Below are 25667 nucleotides of genomic sequence, written 5' to 3'. Positions count from 1 at the left end.
GCGCGACGCGCTCACCATCAACCCGCTGACCCAGACCGACCGGGCGACCTACACGGCCCGCTGGGAGACGCTGCAGACCCGTTTCGTGGACGATCCCGCCGAGGCAACCAGCCTGGCGGACGCTCTCGTCGGTGAGGTGATGCGGGCCCGGGGCTATCCGGCCGGCAGTTTCACCGAACGCGCCGAGCTGCTGTCCGCCGACCATCCGCGTGTCGTCGCCGGCTACCGGGAGGCGCATAAGCAGACCACGGCCAAGCCGGACGGGAAAGGTGCCGCGGGCCGGCGGGACACCGAGAGCCTGCGCGCGGCCTTCGTGCGNTACCGCGAGGTGTTCAACCAGCTTGTCGGCGTGACCGCCGGCGCCGGCAGCCACGCCGGCTCCACCGGCGACCGGACGAACCGGCAGGACCGGCAGGACCGGCCTGCCGCCGGCCTCGCCGCCACGCCCGGTCAGCAGGAGGCGTGAACCCCCGCGAACCCGGATTCGTCCACCAGAACCCGTCTCTCGGCCGGGTGACCTCCGCGGTCACCGCGCCGACGGCACCGACGCCGCCCTGTGGCCGGCCCCCCTCGTAGCACGACAGGAAGGACCGTCATGAGCCTCGACGGCATTAGGCACGACCGCCGCCCCGCGGCGAACTCCCGGCCCGGCCAGGGGCGCGACGCCGACCGGTGGCGGGAGATCCTGCTCGGCTTCGTCGACGATCCTCGGGCCGCGGTCGAGCAGGCCGACCGCCTGGTCGACGAGGCGGTGCGCGCCCTGCAGGATCGGATCGAGGCGCAGCGCGGCGACCTGCGCGAAGCCTGGCGCTCCCGCGGCGAGGCGTCGACGGAGGATCTGCGCATGGCGCTGCGTGGTTACCGCGATCTCTGCCAGGATCTGCTCGCCTACGACCGCGGGGAGTCCCGCAGCTTCGCCCCGGCGGGGTCGACGTCGGTGGTGGCGCGGGACGCGGGCCGGGCCGCCGCCGGGCCGAACGGCGCCGCCGATCCCGCCGCCGACGCCCGACCGTCGGCCGCCGCCCCGGCCCGGCCGGCCTCGGACGACGAACGGCCCCGGACGCCCATCCCGATGGAACCGTCCCGGTCGCGGATCGCGCCGGCGGGTGCGATGTGGGACGGGATCCGCTAAGCGCGGTAACGGGCCGCCAGAGCGCGCCGCCGCGGCGGATGTACGTTCGCCCGGCTCAGGTCGCCGCCGTAATGGGCGACGACGCGGTCGTCCATCAGCCGGAACCACACCGGGGGCAGGTACGCGGCGAGCAGCAGCGTGGCGTATCCCGCCGGCAGTTGCGGCGACTCCTCGAACGAACGCAGGACCTGGTAGCGCCGGGTGGGATGGGCGTGATGATCGCTGTGTCGTTGGAGCTGGTAGAGCGCCAGATTGCTGGTTACCGCGTCGCTGTTCCAGCTATGTCGCGGGGTGACGGGCTCGTGACGCCCGTCGGCGGTACGGACCCGGGCCAACCCGTAGTGCTCGATGTAGTTGACGCCTTCGAGCAGGGTGAACCCGAACACCGCCTGCGCGGCGAGGAAGACGAGCACCGACGGTCCGAAGGCGGCGGCCAGCGAGCCGAACAGGGCGGCGGTGAGCAGCCAGCCAAGCAGCACCTCGTTGCGCAACGAGACCACCCGCGCGCCGCGCAGCCGCAGCCNGCGGCTCTCCAACGACCAGGCCGACNGCAGGCTACCCACCACGGTGCGCGGCCAGAAGCGCCAGAAGCCCTCCCCGAGACGGGCGCTGGCCGGGTCGGCCGGCGTCGCGACCCGCACGTGATGACCCCGGTTGTGCTCGACGTAGAAGTGGCCGTAGCAGGTGGGCGCGAGCATCAGCCGCGCCAGCCACCGTTCGAGCCGAGCCCGCTTGTGGCCCAGTTCGTGGGCCGTCGTGATGCCCACCCCGGTCACCGTGCCGACCGAGACCACCACGCCGACGCGGGCGGCCGGCGACAGTTCGCCGCCCGCCCAGGCCGCGGCGCCGAGGACCAGACCGATGCCGGCCAGCGGCAGGTAGAGGTAGGTGCACCGGCGGTAGAAACGATCCGCTTCAAGAGCGGCCCGGATCTCTTCGGGAGGATTCACCGAATCCGCGGGCGTCGATATGTCCAGCAGCGGGACAAGGACGAAGACGAACAGCGGGGTGATCCACCAATGCACCCCGAGGCCCGTACGGTGCCACAACCCGTAGCTCACGATGGCGAGCAGTGGCACGATGATGGCGGTCAGCCACATATACCGTTTACCGTCACGCCAGGCAATCCCACCGGGCGCGGTGAGCACGGGAGCCGCCACCGGCACCTCCGATCCGCCGGGCCGACCGGCAGGTCACCGACCGGGCCAATGCAGGCACGAAACGGGCATCCGACGGTTCGGCAGAACTGATCCGTCAATCTGCCATCCGTCCTCCACAATGACAACAGGATGTCCGCCACAACGACCCGTGAGGAGTAACTCGGCAGTGGCGATGGACGGTGCGCGTTCCCGGCCGGCGGGCCGGCGGTCGCGGTCGATGAGCGACTCGCCGCCCTGGATCGGCGGGGTGATGGTGGGCACCCTGCTGCTGGCGGCCCTCGTCCTGATCACCTACACACTGCTGCCCCTACCCGGTCAGGAACGCCTGGGCGAGGGTAACTACCTGCTCGCCGCGGCGCTGTTCGCCGCGAACATCGCGTTCCCCCGGCTGCTGCGCCGGGTGCGTCGGGCGCGCCGACGCCGGGCGGAGCGCCGCTGACCGGCTGAGCTGCCCGCTGACCGGCTGAGCTGCCCGCCGACCGGCCGAGCTGTCGCAGACCGTGACGTGGGCTGGCCCACGTGCGGCCCTGCACGGCGGCGCCGACTGCCACGATGGCCGGATGTCCGCCCTGGTCGTCCTGCTTGTCGGCCTGGTTGCGGGCATCGTGGTCCGGCGCCGGCAGCGGCTGCCCGCCCAGNCCGCCGCGGTCGTGAACACCTGGCTGCTCGACATCGCGCTGCCGGCGCTCGTCCTGCGCGCCATGCATACCGTGACCTTCCCGGGCAACCTCGCGCTCGTGGTGGCCGCGCCCTACCTGCTGTTCGTCCTGTCCACGGCGCTGTACCTGCTCGCGGCGCGGCCGATGGGGCTGTCCCGCCCGACGGTGACGGCCCTGGTCGCCGCGACGGCGGTGGCCAACACCAGCTTCGTCGGCTTTCCGATGGTCACGGTCTTCTTCGGGGCGTCGTCGGTGCCCATCGCCGTGCTCGTCGACCAGCTTGGTTCGTTCCTGCTGCTCAACACCGTGGTGCTCGGCGCCGTCACGATCATCGCCGGGGCGTCCCTGCCGCGCGCGGAGCTGGCTCGCCGCGTCCTGACCGCGCCGGCGCTGTGCGCCCTGGTGGCCGCGTTGGCGCTGCGGCCGTTGGCCTTCCCCGACTGGCTGGACTCGGCGCTGGCCTCGCTCGGCGCGACCCTCACCCCGCTCGCCCTGTTCTCGATCGGCCTGCAACTGGAGGTGCGAGCCGTCCGGCAGTGGTGGCGCGAGCTGGCGCTCGGCCTCGGTGTGAAGCTGGTCGTCGCCCCCGCGCTGGTGGTGGGGGTCTACGCGCTGACCGGAACGCTCGGCGACCACGACGTGACGATCGCGCTGTTCGAGGCGGCGATGCCACCGATGGTCGCGGGCGCGCTCATCGCCGCCCGGCACGATCTCGCCACCCCGCTGCCCAGCCTGCTGGTGGGGGTCGGGGTGCCNCTGTCGTTTGCCACGCTGCCCATCTGGTCGTTGCTGTTGAAGTCCTGACCTGGNCCGACGTCCGATCTGATGAGCGGAACAGGCACACGGACTAGGCTGGACGTGGACACGGAAGCGGTGTCCGGAGCCGTCGCCCCCAGCCGCCCGACGCCTCGTGGAAGCGGGCCGAGATCCGTCGCGCGCCGCCTGCGGTTGACGTGCCGCGCCCGCGTGGCCGATCGTCGTGGCTGCCGCGGTTCCGGCACCGTCGATGTCCCCCAGCAGATTCGGGATCAGGCGAGCGCGAGGAGTGACTTCGGTGGATGCGGTGCAGACAGCGGACCCCGTCGCCCGGGCGGCTGCCGCCGAGGTGACTGCCGCCGAGGCCGACTCGGGTTCCACGTTCACCCGCCTGGGCGTGATCGGGTGCGGGCTGATGGGCTCCGGGATCGCCGAGGTCGCCGCCCGCGCGGGCCTGGACGTCGCCGTCCGCGAGATCGACGAGCCGGCCCTGAGCGCGGGTCGCACGCGGCTGACGTCCTCGCTGGACCGCGGGGTCCGCGGCGGCAAGCTGACCGAGGCGGACCGGGACGNGGTGCTCGCGCGGCTGACCTTCACCACCGATCTCGGCGACTTCGCCGACCGTGACGTCGTGATCGAGGCGGTCGCCGAGAACGAGCAGCTCAAGGCGGACATCTTCGGGGCACTCGACAAGGTCGTGACGCGGCCGGACGCGATCTTCGNCTCCAACACCTCGTCTATTCCGATCATGAAGCTGGGCATGGCGACGTCCCGGCCGGAGCAGGTCGTCGGCATCCACTTCTTCAACCCGGTGCCCGTCCAGAAGCTCGTCGAGATCGTCCCGTCCCTGCTGACGGCGCCGGCGACCGAGACCGCCGCCGAGGGCTTCGTCACCGGCCGGCTCGGCAAGGAGGTCATCCGCTCGAAGGACCGGGCCGGCTTCGTGGTGAACTCGCTGCTCGTTCCCTACCTGCTGGCCGCGGTACGGATGCTGGAGTCCGGCTTCGCCGTCGCGGAGGACATCGACCGCGGCATGGTGCTCGGCTGCGCCCATCCGATGGGCCCGCTGCGCCTGTGCGACCTCATCGGCCTCGACACCATCAAGGCGGTGGCCGAATCGATGTACGAGGAGTTCAAGGAGCCCCTGTACTCGCCGCCGCCGCTGCTCATGCGCATGGTCGACGCCGGGNTGCTCGGCAAGAAGACCGGCCGCGGCTTCCACAACTACGCGGCCTGACCGACGACGCGGACTGACCGACACGGTCTGAACAACGACGCGGACTGAATCCCGTGCGCGGCCTGACCCCTCGTGCCATCCGAGGACCCGACGACCAAGGCGGCCTGCTGTGAACCCGAGCTTCGACCTCTACCAGCTCGCCGAGGAGCACACCGCGCTGCGGGAGGCGGTGCGCACGCTCGCCGAGAAGGACATCGCGCCGTTCGCCGCCGACGTCGACGAGCACGAACGGTTCCCGGACCAGGCGCGCGAGGCGCTCGACCGGGCCGGCTTCGCCGCGGTGCACGTCCCGGAGAGCTACGGCGGGCAGGGGGCGGACTCGGTGGCCACCTGCATCGTCATCGAGGAGGTCGCCCGCGTCTGCGCGTCGAGCTCGCTGATCCCCGCGGTGAACAAGCTCGGCAGCATGCCGATCATCCTCGCCGGCTCCGAGGAGCTCAAGCGCCTCGTGCTGCCCTCCCTGGCCAGCGGCGAGGCGATGATCTCCTACGCGCTCTCCGAGCGGGAGGCGGGCTCCGACACCGCCTCGATGCGCACCCGCGCCCGCCTCGACGGCGACCACTGGGTCCTCGACGGCACCAAGACCTGGATCACCAACGCCGGCGTGTCGACCTGGTACACCGTGATGGCCGTGACCGACCCGCACGCGACGAAGAAGGCCGACGGCATCTCCGCCTTCGTCGTGCACCGCGACGACCCCGGCTTCGAGGTCGGCTCGAAGGAACGCAAGCTCGGCATCAAGGGCTCCCCCACCCGGGAGATCCACCTCACCGGCTGCACGATCCCCGCCGACCGCATCATCGGCGAGCCGGGCACCGGCCTGCGCACGGCGCTCGCCACCCTTGACCACACCCGGCCGACGATCGGCGCGCAGGCCGTGGGCATCGCCCAGGGGGCGCTCGACGCCGCCATCGCCTACGTCAAGCAGCGCCGCCAGTTCGGCCGGGCGATCGCCGACAACCAGGCCGTCCAGTTCATGCTCGCCGACATGGGCATGAAGATCGAGGCGGCCCGCCACCTCGTCTACGTCTCCGCCGCCCGGGCCGAACGCGGCGAGCCCAACCTCGGCTTCGTCTCTGCCGCCGCCAAGTGCTTCGCCTCCGACGTGGCGATGGAGGTCACCACCGACGCGGTGNAGCTCTTNGGCGGCGCCGGCTACACCCGCGACTTCCCGGTCGAACGAATGATGCGCGACGCCAAGATCACGCAGATCTACGAGGGCACCAACCAGGTCCAGCGCGTCGTCATGTCCCGCGCGCTGCTCAAGGGCTGACCTCAAGTCGTTTCCCCTGTCAGGAGCCATGATCTGTTCTCCCTGTCCGCTCGCGACGGTCCCGACTATTCCCGACCGGTGGCGACCGACCCCGATCGTTTATGGACGTGGCATGGACTCATCGGCAGGCGCATCGAGTAGCAAGGCGGCTTCGATGCGCCTGCGGGCCGCTTCGTCCTGGCCGACGATGCATCGGGCGTAGGTGTGCAGCAGGACGGCTACCGAGTGCCCCGCCCACTCCGCGATCTGGGTGGGCGCTACGCCGGCGTTCAGCCACGTCGACACCGCAGCGTGTCGAAGGTCGTATGGTCGGCGCGCAAGCGGTGAGGCTACTTCAGCGGGGGTCAATGCTCGCTGGCGTGCCTTCGCCCATACCTCCCGATGGCGGACTGAGGTGACCGGGCCGCCTTTCAAGCCGCGAAACAGCCGTCCGTCCGGCGCAGTGCCGAACTTGTCCAGGTGCGCCCAATACAGGTCGACCAGCGGTGGAGGAACCGGCATCTCCCGGGTCTCGCCGGGCGCGCGGTGCTTAAGCTCCCGGGCTCTCCGCTCCCCCTCGTCCGTCCATCCGGGCGCCATCTCCGGGTTGTTGCCGACCAAGACGATCNCTCCCCACCGACCGGACCCACGTGGTGGCAGCGTCAGGTTCTCGGGGTAACGCAGCTCCTGCATCTCCCCTGGTCTTTGCGCCCCGTAGTACATCCCGCCGTACCAGGCGACCAAATCCGGCGCCACCGGCCGCACCCCCATCTCCAGGAGTGCACGGGCCTGCATGTGGTTCACGACGACTCGTCTGTCCACCTGGTCCCGGGTCTTCGGTGCGGCCCGGTCCAACGCAGGCAGANGGTTGGCCGGCAGGTCGCCACGGACGACGGCGAAGTTCAGGCAGGCTCCGAACGCGATCCGCTTGCGCAGCTCGGTGTTCGGCGCAGCGGGTCCGCCGGCAAGTTTGCGTCCCAGAAGGGTCAGGCAGGCACGCATGAGGTCGGGATCCATCAGCTCCGGAAGCGGCATGGTGTGTTCTTCCAGCCAGGCCACGGCCTGCGTCAGTTTGGCCGGCGGCGGGTTCTCCGCCCACGTGCCGTCGTCGGTCGACGACCGGCGGGATCCGCTCTGAAACAGCCAGCCGAACAGTGCCTCACGCACCAGGTTAGAGATCTCGTCCGGTGGTCTCTCGGAGAAAAGGGCTGGTGTGACCGTCGCCAGGGCGTCGGCGAGCGCCCGGCGGGTGCCTGGGGCCTGTCGCTCGTCCCATCGGGCATCGGCGTAGTCGCGGGCGTGCTCCAGCCAGGTNCGCGGACGTGTAGGCACCTCCGCGGCCAGTGCAGCGCGGACCTCACCGATCGGGACTCCCAGTTCGACGTCGAAGGCCTCGCCCTTCTTCGTCGCGGCAAATAGCTCGGCATGACGGGCCTTGGCGAGTGGCAGCGTGGCGAAGTTCTTCGAGTTGGGCTTTGGGCGTCCTGCAACCCTCCAGCGGACTTGGTAGGTGTCCGGCCGCGACTTGTTCCTGATCGTCTTGATGGCCCAGATGCGAACGTCGAAGGTGGTGGGCCGGCCGCCCTGGTGGGGGCGGCCGGCGTCGTGCGGGGTGGTCATACGGCGGGGTCCTGGGTGCGGCTGTCGAGCCAGGCGTTGAGGTCGGCGCGGTCGATGCGGAGTTGCCCGTTGGGCAGCTTGATGACCTTGGGGGCGGCGCCGCGGGCGCGCCAGTCGTCGAAGGTGCTGCGGGCGAGCGGGCCGCGCTCGTCGCCGAGCTCGGCGAGGACCTGGGCGAGCGGCAGGAGCTCGCGGGGGCCGGGTTGCGGTGGCGGTGCCATTGCCTTCCTGGCCCGTGTGGTCGGCGAGCTTCGACGGGTTGGGTGTCTTGGTGTGGTCCCGTCCGTGACTGGGGTCGACGGCGTGGCGCTCGGGGTCATGCTGGGGTTGCTCCGTCCTNCTTCGGGTGGGTTGGGGTGCGGTCCCGGCGGGTTGCTTGGTCGGCTGGTCGTCGGGGCCGCTTCGAGCGGTCGGTCGGGGGTGCGGGTTGGCGTCCTGGCGGTGGTGGGGCGCGGGAGGCGTTGACACGTTGACAGTCGGGCCGCATGGGAGCGTTCTTGCGGTTCATGGCGGGTTTTTGGGTGTCAACGGGGGTGTCGACAGGGCGTTGACAGGTGTTGACACCTCGCCCGTCTCGCCTTGGGCGTCAACGGCTGTCAACGGGGTGTCGGCGGGGGTGTTGACACTGGTTTCGGTGTCCTGACCTGCGGTGAAGGCGCTGTTGATGTTGGTTGTCAACGTGTCAACGGTGTCGGCGAGGTCTGCGGCGCGGGGGTGGAGTTCGTAGCGGCCGTCGGGGCGTTGGCGGGTCCAGCCGAGGGCGCTGAGGGTGTCGAGGACGGCGGCGACGTCGCCGGTTTTGGGGAGTTGGCGGATGAGGCGGCGGTGGAGGTCGCGGCGGGTGAAGTCGGTGATCTTCTTGTCGATGAGGAACCGCAGGGTCCGGCCGGCGGGTCCGCTGTTGGGGTCGGCGGTGACGGTGTGCAGGGCGGTGGCGTAGTGGGCGGCGAGGACGTCGGCGAGCCGGATCGCGCCGGCCATCTGCTCGGCTTGCAGGGGGCGGCGCCAGCCGTCGGTGGGGTGGTGGGCCATGTGCAGCAGGCCGGCGATGCGCAGGGTGGTGCCGGCGAGCTTGTTGGCCCAGTCGCGCATGTCGCGGTAGGTGCCGCCGGGGCGTAGCTGGGTCTCGATGCGTTCGGCGTGCGCGACCCGTAGGGCGGTGGCGTCGTCGGTGAGGGCGACGACGGCGGGGTCGGTCCATTCGGCCAGCGTCGCGGCGAGGTCGTGGATGCGGCGGGCGTAGACGTCGGCGACGGGTTCGGGGACGGGTGGGGCGTCGACGTCACGCCAGCCGGCGAGGGACGCGGGCAGGACGAACAGGAACCGGGCGACCAGGCCGCGGCCGGCGAGGTCATCGTTCTGACCGAACTTCCGCAGGACAGCGGGTTGGATCATGACGCCGACGGTGAGGGCGGGTGTGGCGATGAATTCCGAGGGCCGGCCTTTGCGGTCGACGCGCATGGGCCGTCCGGCGTGGCCTTTGAGGTAGGGGTCGAGGTTCGGGGCGGAGGAGAAGCGGCCGGCGAGGACGTCGAAGATGCCGCCTTCGTCGCTGATCAGGGCGATGCGTCCGCCGTGTTCGGCCATGAGGGTGGTGAGGGCTTCGGGGGTGGCGTCGTCGCCGAGGAGCCGGGGTGTGGTGGGCACGGTGATGGCTTCGGCTTCCAGGGCTGCGGCGACGGCGTCGTCGGTCAGACCCTTGCGCTTGTCCTTCGCCGCGCGGGCGGCGGCGTTCTTGGCCTGTTCGGCGGTGCGTTCGGCGATGTCGCGCAGCGCGGCGTTCTCCGCGGCCAGGGGGGTGACGCGGGTGATCAGGGTGTGTTCGGCGGCGAGCAGGGGGGCGACCAGGGCGCCGTGGACGGGACTTTTGCGTTCCCCGGGGTCGGCGACGGCGGCGAGGAACAGGTTCACTGGTTCCCGCCAGCCGGGGCGGGGTTCGACCTGTAGCCGGCCCCCGGCGCAGGTCGACAGGACGGCTAAGGCGACGGCGCCGGCCATGGCGGGGTCGGTCTGGGTGAACGTCGCGACTGCGCGGACCATGTCGGCCAGCCAGCCGGGGAACACCTCCAGCGGGAACGGCTGCGGTGGCGCGGCGCGGGCGAGCGGGACGGGAAGTTCCCACATCGGCCCGTCGCCGATCGGTGGGGTCAGGGTCGGGTCGTCGGGGCGGATCGGCCAGACGTTGCCGGATGGTGGTGGGCTCATGGCACCTCCTTCGATGTGCGGGGGCCTGCGGCGGGCCGCCGGGCGGGGGTTAGACGGGTGTGGGCATGCCTTCGGCTTCGAAACCGCCTTTGATCGCCCCGCGGATGTCGCGGGGGGTCTGGCCGTTGCGTTCACCGGTGGCGGTGAGGGCGGCGACGGCGTCGGGGGCGGTGAGGGCGTCGGCGGCGACCATGCGGGCCAGGCCGCGGGCGGCGCCGTAGAGGGTGACGCGGCGGCGGCCTTTGGGGGCGTGGTCGACGGCGGCGAGCGTCGCGGCGAGCAGCGCGTCAGGGTGGGAGATGGCCCCCCCGCCCTGGCGGCGGGCTGGTCTGGGCGTGGGAGTGACGGTCGACGCTGGGACCGCCGGCCCCGGACGGGTCCGGCAGGCCTGGAGAAGGCGGGGGGCCATCTCTCCCACCGGCCGGGCCGGGACGGTCCACCGGTAGCCGCGTGGGGCGCCTGCGGGGGTGGACGGTGGGGCGACGACCAGGCCGCCATCGGTTTTGATGTCGATGCCGTCGCGGCCAGGGAGTTTCGCGGGCAGGGGCCGGCCGGGATGGGTGTAGTAGAGGTGCCAGCCCCCGCCGGGGGTGGCCACGGCTGCGGTGGGGGTCATCAGCGTCCGGTCGAGGCGGCCGCCGTGGCGGGGGTCGATGTCGACCACCGCCAGCCCGGACACGGCGCCGGTGCGGATCGCGAGCAGACCGTCGGGGTGCGCGGTGAGCATGGCGGCGATCCGGTCGGGGTCGATGGTGGCGGCGTAGAAGCCGTGGCAGGTCAGGCAGGGGCAGGCGTGCGGGTCGTGGTCGGGGCCGGCGGCGGCGCACCGCGGGCAGTTCGCGACGGGTCGTTTGGTGCGGCCGAGGACGAACACATGCCAGCCGCGGGCGGCGTACCCACGGGCGGCATGCAGCCGGCCCGCGGCGCCGCTCATGCCGCCCTCCGATGCTCCGGCCGGGCCGCTTCGACGCGCGCGGCGGCGGCGCGGGCGGCGGCGGCGCGGGCGGCGGCGCGGGCGGCGGCGGCGCGGGCGGCGGCGAGGCAGCGTGGGCACAGCGGGTTCCCGCTGGGGCCGTAGAGATGGCAGAAGGCGGCGCAGGACCCGCACGGCCCGACCTGCGCCAGGGGAACCCCGAGGTGTAGGGCGACGGTGCGCAGCGCCGCGGTGGCCGCCGCCTGGGCGTCGGCGTAGGCGGTGGTGTGGCCGGGGCGCCAGTGGCCGTGCTCGTCGATCGCGTCGTGCAGGACCTGCCAGCGGGCGGCGTCGATGTCACGGGCCCATTCCCCGACGGTGAAACCACCGGGAGCAGGGGCACCGGATGCGGCGGGCATCGGACCTCCAATCGAGATGCGGGCGGGGCAGGCCGGCCGGGCCGGCCCGGCCGGCCCCCGTCTTCCGCCGTGGGCGGGGCAGGTCAGAACGGCGGTTCCGTGCTGTAGGCGGGGTCCGTCTCGTTCGTCGCCCCGGCGGCGGCGGGCCGCTGGCCGGTGGCGGTCGCCCAGGCGTCGTCCCCGGCCGTGGTGGTGCCGCGGGAGGCGCGGCGCACGCTGGCGGTGGCGAACAGCAGCGACGCGCCGACGTCGTCGACGTCCAGGCCGAACATGGAGCGGTGCTGGCCGGTTTCGGGGTCGTCCCAGTGGTGCTGACGTAGCCGGCCGGTGACCACGACCCGCATGCCTTTGGTCAGCGATTCGGCGACGTTCTCCGCGGCGGTCCGCCACGCGGTGCAGGTCAGGAACAGCGCCTCCCCGTCGACCCACTTCCCGGTGTCCTTGTCGTAGCGGCGGGGGGTGGAGGCGACGGTGAACCGGCACAGCGCCGCGCCGGCGGGGGTGAACTTCAGCTCAGGGTCGGCGGTCAAATTCCCGCTGATCGTGATCGGGGTTTCGTTCGCCATCGGAGATGTCCTTTCCGGGGGTTATGCGGCGGTGGTCTGGGGTTGCTGACAGTCGAGGCACTGGCCGTAGCGGGCCGGGATGACGTAGCCGACGTCGGCATGGCAGGTCGGGCAGCAGCGGCGGCGGGCGCGGGCCGCGGCGAGCTGGACCAGCCGGGCCGGGCTTGGCGGGTCGCGCAGAACGGTGTGGGCGAGGTGGTAGAGGGCGGCGGTGCGGTAGCCGGCGCCGCGGCGCCGCCCGGGGCGGCCGGCCCACGCGAGCTGGGCCACCGGGTCGCCGACAGGTCGTAGGCCCATCGCGGCGAGCTGCGCGCGGGTGGCGAGATGGTCGGGGGCCATCCGGAACGGGAAGGTCGGCAGGCCGTACCGGCGGCCGGCCGGGTCGTAGAACCTCACGGGCGTTCCTGCGCGGGGCTGCCGGGTGGGACGGTGAGATAGATGCGGATCCGGCCGCCGGCCCGGTCCGGGTAGGGGCGGCTCGCCGTTCCGGTGAGCAGAGCGGCGCGCAGGACGGCCAGGACGGCGGCGACGTCGGTGGGAGCGCCGTGCAGGCGGATCCCGACAGGGCCGGCAGCGTCGGGCGTGCCCGGGGCGGTGGTCATGCGGCTTCCCGCTCGCCAGGCGTGGCATGGGCGGTGGTGTAGGCGCCGCGGTCGAACCTGCGGAGGATGTCGAGGGCCTGGTCGCGGACGAAGCCGAGGACGGCGGCCCGTTGGCGGCCGGGGTTGGTGTCGGTCCAGGGGATGGGCAGGCGGGCGAGGTCGGCGGCGGCCGCGCGGACCGCGGCGACCGGTTGCTCGAAGGCGAACGGGCTCAGCTCGAGGCCGGCGGTGGTGATGAGTCGCCAGGCCCAGTGGGGCCGGTGGGGGCAGGACGCCGGCCAGTCGACGTCGTCTTCGCAGGTCGTGAACCACTCGTGCTCATCGACGGTGAGGATGACCGGGCAGTAGCGGTGGCCTCGGGCCAGGTACAGCCCGGGCGTGAGGGCCAGGGCGGCGATGCGTGGGGGCTGGCCGGTCCCGTTCTTGACGGTGAGGATCCGGGCGGTGGTCATGTGGTGGCGGATGCCGACCGGGCCGGTGGCGGGTTCGGTGGTGGTCACGAGTGCTCCAGGGCGGTGAGGATGCGGGTGGCGGGTGGGTAGGCGGGCCGGGTTCGAGGTCTGGTGGGACATGAAGGCCCGGCCCGCCTGCTCGGCTTGCTGGTCGTGATCGGTAGGTCCGGCTGGTGGGTGCCGATCGGCCGGGGTGGGTCGGCTAGCTGCGGCGGGCGGCGCGCAGGGCGCGGCGGGCGTCTTCGAGGGACTCCCACGGGCGCGGCGCGTCGGGGTGGCCGGGCCAGGTGTGGGCGCGGGCGATCTCGATTGCCCGGTCGGGGTCGAGATTCGAGGCGTCGGTGAAGCCCTCGATGTCCTGCCAGTACCGCTCGACCGGGACGTCGTAGTCCTGGGCGGGGGCGACGGGCCGGTAGCTGCGGATCTCGCCGTCGCGGGTCAGGCCGGTGATCCGGGCCAGGGTGACCTCGACGGCACCCGGGGGACGCCCGCGGTAGCCGGGTGCCTTCCTGACCAGTGCGACAAGGTTGCCGCGGCGGGCGACCCGGCCCTCCGGTTGAAGCGGCATGCTCCGGATCGAAAATTTCGTCATGGTCCGGTCACCGCGAGTCGGCGGATAGCGGCGGTGGTTTTCGGTTCGTTGCCGTCGTGGATGGCGCTGAGAAGGCTGCCGACGGGGAGTTTGTAGTCGTAGAGCACGACCGTGGCCGTGTCCCGGTCGGGGAGCTTTCCGGGCAGAACGCCGAGGCCGTGAATGCTGATCCAGTCGAGAGTCGACGTCGTCCTGCTGTCGGGGAATGCTCGCCGGACCGCTTCGGCGGTCACGGCGAGGTACCCGCGTCCCTCCCGGGCGACGTCCCACCGCATGTTGACCATCGGATCGGGAGACCGCCTGTTCGGGATTCCGGCGAAGTAGCCGGGCCGGATGCCGGTGAAGGACTGAAGTTCGCGGGCAGCTTCGGCGAGATCGGCGGCGCCCGGCTTTCCGGCGCGGACTTTGCGGGCCAGGTTGACGACGTCGGCGATGAGGTCTTCGTGTGCCATGGGAGTCCCTTTCCAACGGGGTCGCGGTGTGCGGGTTAGAGGGCGTGGACGAAGGTGGCCAGGCCGTGGGCGGCGTGCAGGGCGTGGCCGGTGAGGGTGCCGGCGGCGGTGGCGGCGGGCTGGGGGGAGTGCGCGGCGTAGGCGAGGAAGGCCAGGGCGGCGAGGGCGACCAGGAACGGCCAGCGGTTCCGGCGGGCGGGCGGGGTGAACCTCACGTGGGATCGGGTCCTTTCTGAGGGGGGTGGTGCGGCGGGGTGATCGGCACCCCGCCGCACCACGGGGTCAACAGGGGGTTAGCGGCGGACGACGGGTTTGCGCAGGTCGCGGTGGGTGACGCGGACCTTCGCGAAGGTGTGGAGGCCGTCGGCGATGGCGTCGGCGACGGTGGGGGCGCGGTGGCGTCCCCCGGCGCAGCCGATCGCGACGCGCAGGGGCTCGGACTGGCGGCGACGAGCACGGGTGCGCAGGTCGGCGACGGTCGCGTCGACGAGTTCGCGGATACCGGGGGTGCTCATGACCGCCTGGCGGACCTGGGGGTCTCTCGCGGTCAGGTCACGCAGCTCGGGTGAGATGTGCGGGTCCCGGTAGGGGCGCAGGTCGACAACGACGTCGGCCGGCGGCGCGGTGTTGTGCAGGTAGCCGAAGGAAGTGATGCGGATCTTGCGGGGCATGGCGGTCTCCTGAACCGGGGTCACGGTCGGGCGAGAAAAGAAGGGGGGCGGTGGCTGGTGCGCTCAGTCCCTGATCTCGAGGTCGGGGTTCTGTCCGTTGAGGGCGATAGTGCCGACCGTGGCCTTGAGCACGATCTTTCCGAGGTCGCGGCGGGTCAGTCTGCTGGACGTGATCGGCTTTCCGGGCTTGTCGCCCCAGGAGGTGCGCTGGTCGTCCTTGTTCCGGCCCATGAATGCGTTCCTTTCCTCGGTTCCCGGCCTGTTTTCGGCATGGGGGTAGCGCGGGCTCGGTACGAAAAGGATTTGGGGTGTAGTCAGGGAATGCGTGTGGTGAAGGTCAGGTGGATACGGCGGTGCCCGGCGATGTTAGGAGTGGCGGCCCTTCTTCGGGCTGTTCTGATTGGCGGGCTGCCCTTCCCTGCGGGCGACGGGAGCCGCGGGGGTGGTCTTCTTCTCCTTCGGTGGGTTCTCCAACCTGAACAGGCCCACGGTGTTCTCCTTCGACGTGATCGTTCGGGGTGGGGGTCGGTGTTGCCTGCCGGCGGGCTCGGGTGTGGTCAGNCGAGGCCGTAGAGGGCGGCGGCGTCGCGGATGATCTGTTCGTGGTCGAAGGCCAGGCGGCCCTCGGCGAGCACGGTGGCCAGCGGACGCCAGCGGGCCGCGGCCGCGTCGTCGCCAGCGGTCGCCTTCGGGGTTCGGCCGACCAGGGCGGTGAAGGCGTGGCTGACCAGCGGGCCGCGGGGGTCGCGGCCGGGGGCGTCGTAGCCGCCGGGCAGGGCCCACCGGCCCCGGAACGGGTTGTGGCCGCGTTGGATGAGCAGGACCTGCGTGCCGGCGTCGGTCTGGGAGAACAGGACCATGTCGGCGGTCAGGATCGGTGTGGTGTGAGGCATCGGAAGGTCCTTCCGGTTCGCAGGGGTGTGGGGGCGGGTCGGTCAGGAGCGGACCGCGGGTCCGGGCCCGGCTCTGCGACGGCGGGCAGCGGGGGGCGCGTCAGCGGGGGCGCGTGGGGTGCGGGGCAGGAGGCGGATCTCGACGGGGGTGACGTTGTTGCGGTGGTCGCCGCGGTCGCGGTGTTCCTGCTCGTGCTCCTCGGCCCACTGCTCGGCCTCGGCCTGGCTGCGGACCCGGCGGGTGCCCATCACCCCGTGGTCCTGGTCGGTGCAGTAGATCGAGTACATCGGCTTCGGCATGGCGGATGTCCCTTCGGTGCCGGTCGGGTGGGGTGGGTCAGGCGATCAGCGAGCTTGGTAGTAGCCGCTGGCCGGGTCGGTGGTGTGGCTGAGGTGGACCTTGTGGGTGCCGCGCGTGCCGCCGTAGCCGTCCCAGCAGACCTTCTTGGCCGGGTCGGCGTCGGTGTAGGGGTGGCCGCAGGCGCCGCAGTGCGTGCCGTTGGATGGCTTGGTCCGGTTGGTGTCNCCGACGATCCGGTCGACGAGCCGCCTGCCAAGTCCCATCAGGGTCTCCTTGCCGTGGGTAGTCGGACGTGGGGGTGGGGGATGGTGGCCGCGGCCGGTGAGATCACGGGAACCGGGTTAGATCTCTAACCGGACGGTCCTGGATGATCGATATGGGTGCTGGTCTGCGGGGTGTTAGCGGGGTGAGGCCTGGTGAGGCGGTGAGTTCGGGGGTGTCGGCGGGGGCTGCGGGGCAGGGTTCGGACGGGGGNGGGGGGTCACTCACTCGTCGAGGTCGGCGGTGGACCTCCGGTTGATTTCCTCACGGACAGTGAGCGGGTCGAGGGGCCACCGGTTCCCGGTCGACGGCACCTTGATCCCTTCGGTGGCGAGGAGCTTGACCAGGGCGGCGCCCGTGAGGGCCTTGTACGCCGGCCAGGTGGGGGCGAGGTTCTGCAGCAGCGCGGCGGCCTTCGCGACGGGGAGGACCTCGGTGCCGAGGACCTGGTCGAGGTCGTCGAGCAGATCGCGGTTGCCGGTCTGGTCGGCGGGTCGGGGGGTGGTGGAGCCGGGGACGGGCAGGCCCTTGCGGTCCAGCTCGTCCAGGGCGCGGCGGATGAGGGCGGGGACCTGGTCGACGTGGATGAAGTAGGTCTGGGCCATGACGGAGCGTTCACCGGTGAAGCCCTTGACCACGGCGGTGCCCTTGTCGGTACCGGGGATGAGTTCGGTGGCTCGGTGGCCGGCCTTGTAGGCGCCTTGGCCCAACAGGGCGTCGTTGGCGACGTGGTCTCCAACGGCGTAGGCGATGCCGTTGGAGCAGTTGCGGGTGACATCGCGGGGCATCGAGTCCTTCGTCGGTGCCTGCGTGGACACGATCAGGTGGATGCCGCGTTTGCGGCCGAGCTTGACGATGTCGACGAGAAGCTGGGAGATTTCCGCGCCGTACTCGGGGTGCTGGATCGCGAGGTGGGCCTCTTCCAGCAGGCAGAACAGCGGGTGCAGCCCCACCCCCTGGCTGGNGATCTTCCGGGTGACCGCGGGAATCTTGTGGTCGACGAGAAGCTGACCGCGGGCCTGGACCTCGGCGTAGAGCTCACGGAGGTCTTCGAGGATCTGGCGGATCTTGTCGTCTTCGGCGCCCATCACGTAGCGGCTGGCGCGGGGCTTGAAGTACTCGAAGTCGAAGTTCGTGTCGGGTACCCAGATCCGCAGCTCGGCGGTGAGGTCCAGCGCTGCCCCGGCCAGCATCGTGCGGGCGGAGGAGCTTTTGCCCTGGCCTGGCAGACCGCCGGTGATGGTGTTGCGTTCCATGACCGGGGCGGTCAGGCCGTCCCCGCGTAGGGTCCGGCCGAACGGCACGCCCTTGAACACGTCGACGAACCCGTCGGACAGCAGCGGGTAGGGGCCGGCGCCTTCCTTCAACGCGCCGGGGTCGGCGATCCACACGTCGAGCAGGCCGGCGTCGTCGCCGGTGCGCAGCCACACCTCCCCGACGCGGCGGCGCAGGCTGGAGGNGATCGACTCGCGGCGGGTCTGCGCGGTGATGTAGCTGGCGGCCAGGCCGCCGGGCATCCGGATCAGCGCGTAGGTGCCGCGGCCGTCCTTGCGGGCGGGCACCACGTACTGCAACGGGGCGATCTTAAGATAGTCGGTGATCTGCTTGATCCGTAGCGCGGCGAGAGCCTGGGTGAGGCTGCGTTCGNCGACGACGATGTCGACGTCGGTCTCCCCGGACGTCGCGACCCATCCCGGGGCGTCGTCCCGGCCGGCCCGCCAGGCCGCCAGCAACCACGCGGGCACCAGACCGGCAGCGGCCAAGGGGATCAGGACGGTGGCCCAGGCAACCAGGGTGCCCAGCAGCCAGCCGAGGAACGTCCAGTAGGCATCCCAGCCGATCCCCAGCGGGGTCACGACCCCCACGATGATGCCGACGGCGACCAGGCCGGTGGCCACGACCAGCACCCCGGCGGCGGCGGTGATCGCGGTGGCCTTCAGTACCTCAGGCAGGCTCGCGAGCCGGGCCCGGCGGGCGTTCTTCGCCGCCTGCAACCGGTCCAACCACTCCGCCAGCTCCACCGCGTCGCCCCGGGCGCGTGCCGCGCGAATCTGCTCCCGGATCGCCGCATGCGTCGCCGCGTCGGTGGCCCGGCGCGCCCACACCGCATGCCCATAGCCGACCTGCACCACCACCCGGCCCACGGGCCGGGCCACGGCCCGCACCCGGTCAGCGCGGACCAGCGGACCCGGCCGGCGCGGCTCCAACGCCCGGCCCACCACACCGGCGTCGACCGGTGCGGCGGCGTCGACGGTCTCGCCTTCGACCACGCGGGTCTCGTCGAAGTCGTCCAGGTCGCGGAGAGGCACCCAGGGGCCGGCCAGCACCGTGCCGTCAGGGTCGGCCTGGTCAAACGTGGGCTGTTCGCTCATCGGAGGTCTCCTTGCCAGGCCGGGGCGGGAACGTCGGCGGGCAGCAGGACGGTGGAGGCGCCGAGGGGGCTGATCCCGGCGGCCGTGCCGACCGCGACATCGATCCGTTCGGCGATGTCCACGACCAGCGCGACGGCCAGGCCCACCGCGCGCAATGCCAGGACGATCAGAGCGAGGGCGATGACGGGGCCGAGAGCCCACCAGGGCAGGCGGCGTAGGTCGGCACGGACGCCGGTGGCCATCAGTGGNGTCCGAGGCGGCGCCGGCCGGACGGGGTGGCGCGCGTCGGGGCGGGCCGCGGGTCGGTGAGGGACTGCGCGCCGCGGGCGATCAGCCACTCCTCGATAAGGCCGTCGTAGTCCCTCTCGTGAAGGGTGACCCGCTTGCCGGGGTGCATGCCTTTCAGGAGCTTGATCGCGGTCTTGGTGTGCGAGTGGCAGACGCGGGTGAACTGGTTGCCTGCCTCGACGANGGTCGGGCCTGTTTCGGTGCAGTCGATCTGGTCGCAGATCCCGATGGCCATGGCGGTCTTCTTCCTGTTGTCGGGTGTGGTCGGGTGGTTCAGGAACCGAACAGTTCGCTGTTGATCTGGTCGCGTAGTTCGCGGGCGAGCTTCGGGGCGATCTGCAGGGCGGTGCGGAGCTGGTCGGCGGTCAGGGGCCGGCCCTGCCGCTTCGCGATGCGCCGGGCGGCCTTCGCGGCGTCGGTCGGGCTGGTCTTCTGTCGGGCCTTCGGGTCGATCGGCCGCCGCGGTGCCCAGCCGGCCGGCGGGGGTGCGGGCGGGTCGGCGACAGCGATCCCACCCGATTCGGATGCGGATTCGTGCTGGTCGGGCTCGGTAATCGGGTCGGCCCACAGGTCGGGTTCGGCCGGTCCGCCGGTGGGGTCGAGGTCGACCAGGGCGGCGTCCCAGCCGTCGGTGACGGGAAGGCCGGGCACGACAGTCGGGACCAGGCGGCGGCGGCGGGGCTGGTAGGTGCCGGGGGTGTAGAGCAGGGTCGCGGTGCCGTCCGCGGCCAGGGCGACGACGGCGCGGCGGGTCGCGATCCGCCGGGCGGTGTGTTCCCGGCGGGCCGCGGCCCGTGCCAGCCGGGCCGCGGCCCGTTCGGCGCGGGTGAGGCGGGCGGTAGCGGTGACGAGCTGGTGGGCGGCGACCCCGGCGACGGACACGACGGCCATGACCAGGCCGGTGACGATTCCGCTCTTGCTGAGGCCGTGGGCGAAGTTCAACCCGAAGCCGACCGCAGCGAACACGCCGATGCCAGCGGTCAGCCAGCCGGTCGGCCGGTCAGGGGTCTGCCGGCGGGAGGTGGTGACGGCCCCGGCGAACGCCCACATGCCCAGTTCGCTCAGGACGGGCAGGAGAAGGCCGGTGGCCCCGAAGATGTGCAGGCCGAACGCGGCCATGGCCGGGATCGCCATCGCGGCCGCTACGACGGCCAGCGGGTAGATGAACAGGTCGACCGCGTGCGCCGCCCGCCACGCCCGCCCGGCGGCGCGGCGCCGGTCCCGGTCGGCGCGGCGCTGCTGGCGGGCCCGGTCGGCCAGGTCGGCGGCGGCGGCCCGGTCCTGGCGGGCCCGGGCGGCCGCGGCGTCGTCGTCGAGGCGGGCCTGCGCCCGGGCATCGGCCCGCTCGGCGCGGCGCTGCTCCGCCCAGGTGCTCATGCTCCGACCGCCTGACCGACGATCCCGGTGAGCGCGAACACGGCCAGGGCCACGCCCAGGGCGTGCAGGCCGCGGCTGTTCCAGGCCCATTTCGCTTCCACAGCGGTGGCCAGGTGCTCGGTCTGCCGGTCGGCGGCGTCGATGTCGCTGTCGGTGCGGTCCAGGACCGCGGTCAGCTCACCGGCGCGGGCGGCGCGGGTGACGTCCCAGCAGTGCCACGCTGCCACCGGCACCCCACTGCCGCGGGGGATCGAGGGGCGCAGGCTCCTGCCCAGGGCGGCGATGCCGGTGGCGGCCGCGGCCATGCCCAGCCACCACAGCACCGCGGCCGCGGTGGGCAGCCGGTCGGGGGGCCAGGTCGTCGCGAGGAACCCGACGGCCGCGACAGCACCGGCGAGGGTGATCCCGATCTGGCTGTCGCTGCGGGCCGCTTCGGCGCGCATGGAGGCGACCAGGTCGATGCGGGTGCGCATCCGGGTCCCGACACCGGCCGCGGTCACCCACCCGGACCGGGGGGCGCTCACCGGGACTCCCAGGACAGGTGGACCGGGGTGGCGTAGGGAGTCGGTCCCGTCGGCGAGAGGGTCGTGGCGGCCAAGGCGNCCAGGGACAGGGCGATCGACGTCAACGCGGCGATTTGGGCCCGCTCGGCGAACTGCTCGGTGAGCTTCGGCTCGCCCAGCCAGTCGACCCAGGCGCGGGCCTGGTTGGCCAGGTGGGTGGCTTCGGTACGGAAGTCGGCAGGGTCGGTCATGATGGTGTCTCCTCTGTGGAGGAAGCCGGGGTGCGGCGCCGTCTTGGTGGGTGTTGCCGCACCCCGGGCAGGGTCAGGACGGGCAGCCGTCGGCGCAGAACGCGCCCTTGCGGGTCAGCCGCAACGGCCCGGCGGTGCTCTCGCACCGGTCGCAGGCCTGCGGGTTGATGCCGGTGGTGTCGGGTGGGGCGAGGCCGTCGGGCAGGGCGGAAACGGTCTGCCGGCCGCGGCGGGTCTGCACCACCCCGATCGGGGTCAGCCGGGTCGAGGTGCCGGTGAGCCGGTCGGCCAGGCGTTGCCCGGCCCCGACGACCCGATCGCCGATCGCACCGGACGGGTTGCAGGCCTGGCACAGGTTCTTGCCTTTCCTCCCGGTGCCCTTGCACCGGGGGCAGATCTTCGGCTTGCTCATGGCGGGTTCCTCCGCGTGAAACACGGGACCCGGGGCGGGAACGACCGCCCGGATCCCTGGAACGGGAAGATCAGGCGGCGGCCGGGAAGCCGGCGGGGTTCTGCGCCGCGGGCCGGCGGGCGGCCGGGACGGCGGGGGCGTCGAGGAGATGACCGATGAGCCGGTCCAGGTCGGCGAGGCCGGCGGCGATCACCGGCCATTCGGCGTCGATCGCGCGCAACTCCCGGGCGGTCGGCCCGCGTAGCCCGGCGAGGTAGTCGGCGGTCATGCCGCCGCTCCCGTCGGCTCGGCGGCCGGGACCAGGACGCGGGCCGCGGCGATCGTTTCCCGGTCTTCCAGGTCTTCCAGCGGGGCCCACAGGTCGATCTCGACCCCGTCGATCACGACACGGGCGGTGATGCTCGCGCGGTCGTCGTACTCGTGGAACTCGGTGAAGGTCGCGTTCGCCGCGGCCACGGCGGCGCGCAGGTCCGCCAGGCGGACGGCATCCGTGTCCGGCCCGGTGGTCTCGCCCCGACCGCCGCGGGCGCACACCATCGCNTTCGCGGCCGGCGGCTGGTCGGGATAGGGCGCNTGGAAGGTGAGGTAGAAGACGGCGGCGTCACCGACCCGGTCGAGCAGGACCAGGGCCGCGCGCAACGCGGCGGCGTGCCGTTCGCTGACCATCTCGGCGGTGGGGGCGGTCATGGCGCTCACCGACCCGACTCGTCCGCGGAACCCGCGGACGGCTTCGGCTCGGGCGTTGCGCGGACGATCGGCGCGGGCCGGCGGCCCTGCGGGCAGCGGTGGCCCTGCTCGGAGGTGTAGGAGCCGTGGCACCGGTTGCACGTCTGCCAGCGAACCCGAGCGAAGCGCGACATCAGCGGCCACCGCCCGACGTACGCCGGCCGTCGAGGATCACAGTCCACCGCTTCGGCTCCGGGTCGTTCGGCAACACCGGCCACGGCCAGTCGCCATCCGAACCCGCCAGCGGGCGGGAGAAGGCATGCTTGAACAAGGTCTACCTCCAGTGGGGGGCGGATCTAGGACCCCTGGGGCGGGCTTGCCGGCGAGCCCCGGGGGTCTGCTTGCTGGTGCGAGACCCATGCAACAGCGCCAACGAGCGCTAGTCAAGCGCTAACGATCGCCAATCTTGGGATCGCGGTGACAGAGATGAGCGTTCTGCTGGTGGAGCGTGGTCGTAGGCTTGTAGATCTCTGGTGATCCCGAAGGGCGGCGACGTGGAAGACTGGTCAGCGGTCGCGAAGGCAGTCAAAGAGCGGATGGACTCGACCGGGATCTCACAGAAGGAGCTCTCCGACCGGACGGGGCTGTCGACCGCCACCCTCAGGGAGCTGACCAAGCTGGACAGCGACAGGAAGCGCAGCAGCGCAACCCTGGCCAAGGTCTCGGATGCTCTCGGTTGGCCAACCGGGTACCTGCTCNGGATCGCTCGGCACACTGCGTCGACCGAGGTCGAGCCGGCGAACGCCGAAGAGAACGCATTGCTCACGGAGCTGCGGGCGATCCGCGACGTCCTCGAGCGCATCGAGACGCGCCTTAGTAAGTGAGCTCATCTGCTGGTGCATGTCATCAGCAAACCCGCAGTGACCGTGGCCGAGAAGTGTGCACGGTGGGGTGCATGTGTGCAACTGGGGGTGCATGGGGGTNCACCCCGGGTGCTTTACTGAGTGCCGAGGTGATAGTCGATGGGGTCGATCAAGCAGCCGAACCACCGTCTAGCTGCGGTGATGGCTTCGGCCGGAGTGAGCAACAAGAGCCTTGNCGCACGCGTAGCGGCCCTCGCTCGCCGCGACGGCCAGGCGATCTCTCCTGATCACGTCTCGGTTCGGCGATGGCTGGACGGCGTGGTTCCGCAGGGCAGGACACCCCACTACATTGCGCTGGCCCTGAGCGACAAGTTGGGGTACCCGATCACCGTTAGCGACATTGGGCTTGATCGAGGTGATTCTGCAAAGCTAGACGACCTGCCTCGAGACGGTGCTCGGTATCCGACTGAGTGGGCAACATCGGTCGACCTGTTGACGAAACTTTCAGGGGCCGATCTCAATGATGACCCTGCCGCCATTCAGGCGCCCTGGCGGACCGATGCGACTCCGGGTTTGATTACCGGATTTCTGTTCGGCGAAATTCCGACCGAACCGATATCGGATGATGGTGGGATGCCATCAACAACATCCGGCGGTCCCGCCGACGCAATTCGGGCGACGGCGGCAAGTTTGATGGATCTGGATTTTCGATTTGGCGGCGGTCACGTCAGACGCCTCCTACTCTTCTACTTCCGTTCAGAAGTACTACCTCTACTCCGCAAACATCACTCTGAACCGACGAGGCGTGAGCTCTTTCGAGCTGCCGCCGAAGTTATAGAACTATTAGGGTGGAGCGCCTACGACGCCGGTCGATTTGGAGCCGCTCAACGCTATTACGCCCAAGCGCTCCGACTCGCACGAGAGGCTGCGGACGACCTTCTAGGCGGCTGGATGNTCGCCAGCCTGAGCCACCAGGCGAACTATCTTGGTCGATACAATGACGCTGTTCAGCTCGCCCGCGCCTCATACTCGACCGTGGGCAAGTCCAACGTCACGGCCGGATGCCTTTCGCTGGCTATGGAAGCACGCGCACTCGCAAGCCTAGGCGAAGCTCAAGGATGCACTCGAGCCATTCACAAGGCAGAACAGCTTTTTGAGCGTCAAACTCCGAACGACGATCCGCCCTGGATCGCGTTCTTCAATTCCGAAGAGCTTGCCGGCGAGGCGGCACATTGCTACAGAGACCTGGGCCGCGCCCGGGAGACCCGAATCTTCGGGGCAATGGCACTTGATCCAGCGAACACCCCACCGCGGACTCGCGCGTTCATTGGCATGGTGAACGCGGCAGGCGCCCTCAGCGGAGGCAGTCTAGACGAAGCCGTAGCCCTGGCGTCCGAGGCTGTCGACTACGCCATCTCACTCCAGTCGAAGCGCTACCTCCGTTACCTGGTCGACTTCCAGCGCCAACTCCGCGCCGACTACCCCCAAGATCCTCTAACAGTCTCCTTTGTCGAGAAAGTTCAGAACCACTACCCGAACCTCAAACCCACCGGAATGAGATCGGGCTAGAATGCCTTCCAGCCGCCAGCAATCCCAGTCCTCAGAGTATGCATCCTGCGCTCATACTCGACCGCGATGTCCCGGGACTCTCGTATATTCTGCATCAGCCATGTGGTCATCTTGATCTCATGTGCGCGGCGAAGCACCTCGAACCCGCTCCATTCGGTCACATCGAANCCGTAGGCGTCGACGAAGCTCGCATATTCGGCGTCGCTCCACCACCCTGCCGTCCTGTACTCGGTCGCGGTCATTGAGAGATCCCATTCGGGCTGTCCCCATGCGACCCTCTCAAGGTCGATGAGGATCGGACCGCGGCCATTTATCATTATGTTGCCCACATGAGCGTCGCCGTGGGTCGGCCCCGGGGGCAGCGGAAAGACGAGGTCCGAAAGCTCTGCTCGAATCCTCCGGCACCTATCAAGGAGAAATTCTCTATCGGCCGCCAGTGTCGGCGCGTTCGCAATTCTGCCTTCGACGCGTCCAAGAATGTTCTCGTGTGGCAATCGAAAAGTAGCCGGCGCATCGAGGTGATGTAGGCGGCGAAGCAGGAATCCGAGATGTGCGACATCACCTTCCGATTCCGTTCCATCGCGCCCATCGATCAGGTACCAGAAAGTCACGGGGTGACCTGCCACCTCTACAGGCTGCGGAAGGTCGTATAGCCTGACGGCCGGATAATTCGTTTCGGCGAACCACTGAGCGACTCGCACCTCCTTAACCGCATCGTCCCAATAACCCTTTCTTGCGATACGTACGACCACGGGGACGACGGAGAGGCGGTACAAGGCATTCTCCCCCAACCGGATGAGGGTCGCATCCTCGTCGCTCAGTCCGACCCGCCGGCAAACGGCCCTTAAGGTAAGGCGACTGGATTCCACACCAAGGTCAGACCGTGATCCAGCGGTTTCGATGCCTATCGGCTCGTTTGCCGCCGGCCCTGGAGTCGCGTTCGTCATGACCACCATCCTCGCCGTCCAGTGGTCCTACCGCCGGCCTTCACCCTCGGAGCGACAGCGCAGAGGCCCGAGGGGGCCCGGCTGGAGCTGGCTCGGCGACCACCTCAGCCGACCACGACCGACTGACCTGGCGGGGCGACCAGGTCTCCGACGGACGCCAGAAGATCGCTCTGTCGCTGCGCCGGCAACCATCTTGATCAAGCCTTATGGCCGTGGCGTGGATTCTATGNCGGCCATCCGATCGCGACGGCACGTCAGTGCAGGTAGACGGCATGA

At 71.0% G+C, this 25667-nt stretch carries 24 protein-coding genes and 8 pseudogenes; 12 read left to right on the top strand and 20 right to left on the bottom strand.

Annotation, left to right across the window (positions count from 1 at the left end; translation table 11 throughout):
* Window positions 1-595 precede the first annotated feature (595 nt).
* Window positions 596-1132, top strand: a complete 537-nt coding sequence (locus FF86_RS09235) for a hypothetical protein (protein ID WP_052680873.1) — start codon at window positions 596-598, stop codon at window positions 1130-1132.
* Here FF86_RS09235 and FF86_RS44260 read toward each other — a convergent pair.
* A pseudogene (locus FF86_RS44260) lies at window positions 1129-1655 on the bottom strand (fatty acid desaturase); the annotation flags it as partial. The gene FF86_RS09235 and the pseudogene FF86_RS44260 sit on opposite strands and share 4 nt — an antisense overlap.
* A 27-nt stretch (window positions 1656-1682) precedes the next feature.
* The coding region (locus tag FF86_RS44250) for a fatty acid desaturase (RefSeq protein ID WP_242418436.1) at window positions 1683-2292 on the bottom strand (610 nt) is incomplete at its 3' end.
* Window positions 2293-2509: 217 nt separating this feature from the next.
* Between FF86_RS44250 and FF86_RS09225 the strand changes: the two genes are divergently transcribed.
* From FF86_RS09225 to FF86_RS44230, 10 genes and pseudogenes are all read left to right on the top strand, one after another.
* A complete protein-coding gene (locus tag FF86_RS09225; RefSeq protein ID WP_044883058.1) occupies window positions 2510-2731 on the top strand; it encodes a hypothetical protein in 222 nt (73 codons plus the stop codon).
* Window positions 2732-2852: 121 nt separating this feature from the next.
* Window positions 2853-2930 (top strand): annotated as a pseudogene (locus FF86_RS65735) (hypothetical protein); the annotation flags it as partial.
* Between the two features lies 1 nt (window position 2931).
* Window positions 2932-3706 (top strand): annotated as a pseudogene (locus FF86_RS09220) (AEC family transporter); the annotation flags it as partial.
* Window position 3707: 1 nt separating this feature from the next.
* Window positions 3708-3755, top strand: coding sequence for a hypothetical protein (locus tag FF86_RS62090; protein WP_304438116.1), 48 nt, complete (start codon window positions 3708-3710; stop codon window positions 3753-3755).
* Between the two features lie 259 nt (window positions 3756-4014).
* A pseudogene (locus tag FF86_RS44245) lies at window positions 4015-4279 on the top strand (3-hydroxyacyl-CoA dehydrogenase NAD-binding domain-containing protein); the annotation flags it as partial.
* 1 nt (window position 4280) lies between these two features.
* Window positions 4281-4429 (top strand): annotated as a pseudogene (locus FF86_RS44240) (3-hydroxyacyl-CoA dehydrogenase NAD-binding domain-containing protein); the annotation flags it as partial.
* A gap of 1 nt (window position 4430) precedes the next feature.
* Window positions 4431-4896: pseudogene (locus tag FF86_RS44235) on the top strand (3-hydroxyacyl-CoA dehydrogenase family protein); the annotation flags it as partial.
* 1 nt (window position 4897) lies between these two features.
* The coding region (locus tag FF86_RS62085; protein WP_255355745.1) for a hypothetical protein at window positions 4898-4944 on the top strand (47 nt) is incomplete at its 5' end.
* 109 nt (window positions 4945-5053) lie between these two features.
* A pseudogene (locus tag FF86_RS09210) lies at window positions 5054-6079 on the top strand (acyl-CoA dehydrogenase family protein); the annotation flags it as partial.
* A gap of 9 nt (window positions 6080-6088) precedes the next feature.
* Window positions 6089-6217 (top strand): acyl-CoA dehydrogenase family protein (locus FF86_RS44230; protein WP_255355744.1); only part of this gene is annotated, 129 nt, incomplete at its 5' end.
* Between the two features lie 1595 nt (window positions 6218-7812).
* Here the strand turns inward: FF86_RS44230 and FF86_RS09200 are convergent.
* The 17 genes from FF86_RS09200 to FF86_RS34175 all read right to left on the bottom strand — a co-directional run bounded on the left by FF86_RS09200 (window position 7813) and on the right by FF86_RS34175 (window position 21614).
* Window positions 7813-8037 (bottom strand): AlpA family transcriptional regulator, encoded by a 225-nt coding sequence (locus FF86_RS09200; RefSeq protein ID WP_044882983.1) that lies wholly within the window; start codon window positions 8035-8037, stop codon window positions 7813-7815.
* Between the two features lie 283 nt (window positions 8038-8320).
* On the bottom strand, window positions 8321-10021 hold the full coding sequence (locus FF86_RS09195) for a YfjI family protein (RefSeq protein WP_095212087.1): 1701 nt from the start codon (window positions 10019-10021) through the stop codon (window positions 8321-8323).
* A gap of 49 nt (window positions 10022-10070) precedes the next feature.
* On the bottom strand, window positions 10071-10955 hold the full coding sequence (locus tag FF86_RS09190) for a bifunctional DNA primase/polymerase (protein WP_055865661.1): 885 nt from the start codon (window positions 10953-10955) through the stop codon (window positions 10071-10073).
* Window positions 10952-11353, bottom strand: a complete 402-nt coding sequence (locus tag FF86_RS34185) for a hypothetical protein (protein WP_044882982.1) — start codon at window positions 11351-11353, stop codon at window positions 10952-10954. The genes FF86_RS09190 and FF86_RS34185 overlap by 4 nt, the downstream gene beginning before the upstream one ends.
* Before the next feature lie 83 nt (window positions 11354-11436).
* A complete protein-coding gene (gene ssb, locus FF86_RS09180) occupies window positions 11437-11919 on the bottom strand; it encodes a single-stranded DNA-binding protein (RefSeq protein ID WP_055865658.1) in 483 nt (160 codons plus the stop codon).
* Between the two features lie 21 nt (window positions 11920-11940).
* Complete coding sequence (locus tag FF86_RS09175) at window positions 11941-12315, bottom strand: RRQRL motif-containing zinc-binding protein (protein ID WP_044882980.1); 375 nt, start codon at window positions 12313-12315, stop codon at window positions 11941-11943.
* On the bottom strand, window positions 12312-12521 hold the full coding sequence (locus tag FF86_RS09170) for a hypothetical protein (protein WP_044882979.1): 210 nt from the start codon (window positions 12519-12521) through the stop codon (window positions 12312-12314). Before FF86_RS09170 ends, FF86_RS09175 begins: the two co-directional genes overlap by 4 nt.
* Window positions 12518-13021: a hypothetical protein gene (locus FF86_RS09165; protein WP_055865655.1), complete on the bottom strand. Its 504-nt coding sequence runs from the start codon at window positions 13019-13021 to the stop codon at window positions 12518-12520. Before FF86_RS09165 ends, FF86_RS09170 begins: the two co-directional genes overlap by 4 nt.
* 154 nt (window positions 13022-13175) lie before the next feature.
* A complete protein-coding gene (locus tag FF86_RS09160; RefSeq protein ID WP_052680872.1) occupies window positions 13176-13541 on the bottom strand; it encodes a hypothetical protein in 366 nt (121 codons plus the stop codon).
* Between the two features lie 20 nt (window positions 13542-13561).
* The gene (locus FF86_RS09155; RefSeq protein ID WP_044882976.1) at window positions 13562-14017 is read right to left on the bottom strand and encodes a hypothetical protein; all 456 of its coding nucleotides are present in this window, start codon (window positions 14015-14017) and stop codon (window positions 13562-13564) included.
* Between the two features lie 35 nt (window positions 14018-14052).
* The gene (locus FF86_RS09150; protein WP_044882975.1) at window positions 14053-14232 is read right to left on the bottom strand and encodes a hypothetical protein; all 180 of its coding nucleotides are present in this window, start codon (window positions 14230-14232) and stop codon (window positions 14053-14055) included.
* Between the two features lie 78 nt (window positions 14233-14310).
* Complete coding sequence (locus tag FF86_RS09145; protein WP_044882974.1) at window positions 14311-14688, bottom strand: RNase adapter RapZ; 378 nt, start codon at window positions 14686-14688, stop codon at window positions 14311-14313.
* A 63-nt stretch (window positions 14689-14751) separates the two neighbouring features.
* A complete protein-coding gene (locus tag FF86_RS34180) occupies window positions 14752-14919 on the bottom strand; it encodes a hypothetical protein (RefSeq protein WP_157866937.1) in 168 nt (55 codons plus the stop codon).
* A 704-nt stretch (window positions 14920-15623) separates the two neighbouring features.
* A complete protein-coding gene (locus FF86_RS09135) occupies window positions 15624-15881 on the bottom strand; it encodes a hypothetical protein (protein ID WP_044882972.1) in 258 nt (85 codons plus the stop codon).
* 3195 nt (window positions 15882-19076) lie between these two features.
* A complete protein-coding gene (locus FF86_RS09110; RefSeq protein ID WP_044882967.1) occupies window positions 19077-20180 on the bottom strand; it encodes a hypothetical protein in 1104 nt (367 codons plus the stop codon).
* Window positions 20181-21007: 827 nt separating this feature from the next.
* Window positions 21008-21346: a hypothetical protein gene (locus FF86_RS09095; RefSeq protein ID WP_044882964.1), complete on the bottom strand. Its 339-nt coding sequence runs from the start codon at window positions 21344-21346 to the stop codon at window positions 21008-21010.
* A 70-nt stretch (window positions 21347-21416) separates the two neighbouring features.
* The gene (locus tag FF86_RS34175; RefSeq protein WP_044882963.1) at window positions 21417-21614 is read right to left on the bottom strand and encodes a DUF6284 family protein; all 198 of its coding nucleotides are present in this window, start codon (window positions 21612-21614) and stop codon (window positions 21417-21419) included.
* A 994-nt stretch (window positions 21615-22608) separates the two neighbouring features.
* Here FF86_RS34175 and FF86_RS65730 point away from each other — a divergent pair.
* Window positions 22609-22770: pseudogene (locus tag FF86_RS65730) on the top strand (helix-turn-helix domain-containing protein); the annotation flags it as partial.
* A gap of 1842 nt (window positions 22771-24612) precedes the next feature.
* Here the strand turns inward: FF86_RS65730 and FF86_RS65725 are convergent.
* Window positions 24613-25391: phosphotransferase enzyme family protein (locus FF86_RS65725; protein WP_396229821.1), on the bottom strand; the 779-nt coding region annotated here is incomplete at its 3' end.
* Window positions 25392-25667 lie beyond the last annotated feature (276 nt).

It is taken from the genome of Frankia sp. CpI1-P (genome assembly GCF_001421075.1).
Lineage (GTDB): Bacteria > Actinomycetota > Actinomycetes > Frankiales > Frankiaceae > Frankia > Frankia torreyi.
Note: the sequence above shows the minus strand (reverse complement) of the source record. Positions and strands in the feature narration are given on the sequence as shown.

Bases quoted from the DNA above. Each gene is read 5' to 3' on its own strand.
- FF86_RS09235 (WP_052680873.1), top strand. From the start codon at position 596: ATGAGCCTCGACGGCATTAGGCACGACCGCCGCCCCGCGGCGAACTCC.
- FF86_RS09225 (WP_044883058.1), top strand. From the start codon at position 2,510: ATGAGCGACTCGCCGCCCTGGATCGGCGGGGTGATGGTGGGCACCCTG.
- FF86_RS09200 (WP_044882983.1), bottom strand. From the start codon at position 8,037: ATGGCACCGCCACCGCAACCCGGCCCCCGCGAGCTCCTGCCGCTCGCC.
- FF86_RS09195 (WP_095212087.1), bottom strand. From the start codon at position 10,021: ATGAGCCCACCACCATCCGGCAACGTCTGGCCGATCCGCCCCGACGAC.
- FF86_RS09190 (WP_055865661.1), bottom strand. From the start codon at position 10,955: ATGAGCGGCGCCGCGGGCCGGCTGCATGCCGCCCGTGGGTACGCCGCC.
- FF86_RS34185 (WP_044882982.1), bottom strand. From the start codon at position 11,353: ATGCCCGCCGCATCCGGTGCCCCTGCTCCCGGTGGTTTCACCGTCGGG.
- ssb (WP_055865658.1), bottom strand. From the start codon at position 11,919: ATGGCGAACGAAACCCCGATCACGATCAGCGGGAATTTGACCGCCGAC.
- FF86_RS09170 (WP_044882979.1), bottom strand. From the start codon at position 12,521: ATGACCACCGCCCCGGGCACGCCCGACGCTGCCGGCCCTGTCGGGATC.
- FF86_RS09160 (WP_052680872.1), bottom strand. From the start codon at position 13,541: ATGCCGCTTCAACCGGAGGGCCGGGTCGCCCGCCGCGGCAACCTTGTC.
- FF86_RS09155 (WP_044882976.1), bottom strand. From the start codon at position 14,017: ATGGCACACGAAGACCTCATCGCCGACGTCGTCAACCTGGCCCGCAAA.
- FF86_RS09145 (WP_044882974.1), bottom strand. From the start codon at position 14,688: ATGCCCCGCAAGATCCGCATCACTTCCTTCGGCTACCTGCACAACACC.
- FF86_RS34180 (WP_157866937.1), bottom strand. From the start codon at position 14,919: ATGGGCCGGAACAAGGACGACCAGCGCACCTCCTGGGGCGACAAGCCC.
- FF86_RS09135 (WP_044882972.1), bottom strand. From the start codon at position 15,881: ATGCCGAAGCCGATGTACTCGATCTACTGCACCGACCAGGACCACGGG.
- FF86_RS09110 (WP_044882967.1), bottom strand. From the start codon at position 20,180: ATGAGCACCTGGGCGGAGCAGCGCCGCGCCGAGCGGGCCGATGCCCGG.
- FF86_RS09095 (WP_044882964.1), bottom strand. From the start codon at position 21,346: ATGAGCAAGCCGAAGATCTGCCCCCGGTGCAAGGGCACCGGGAGGAAA.
- FF86_RS34175 (WP_044882963.1), bottom strand. From the start codon at position 21,614: ATGACCGCCGACTACCTCGCCGGGCTACGCGGGCCGACCGCCCGGGAG.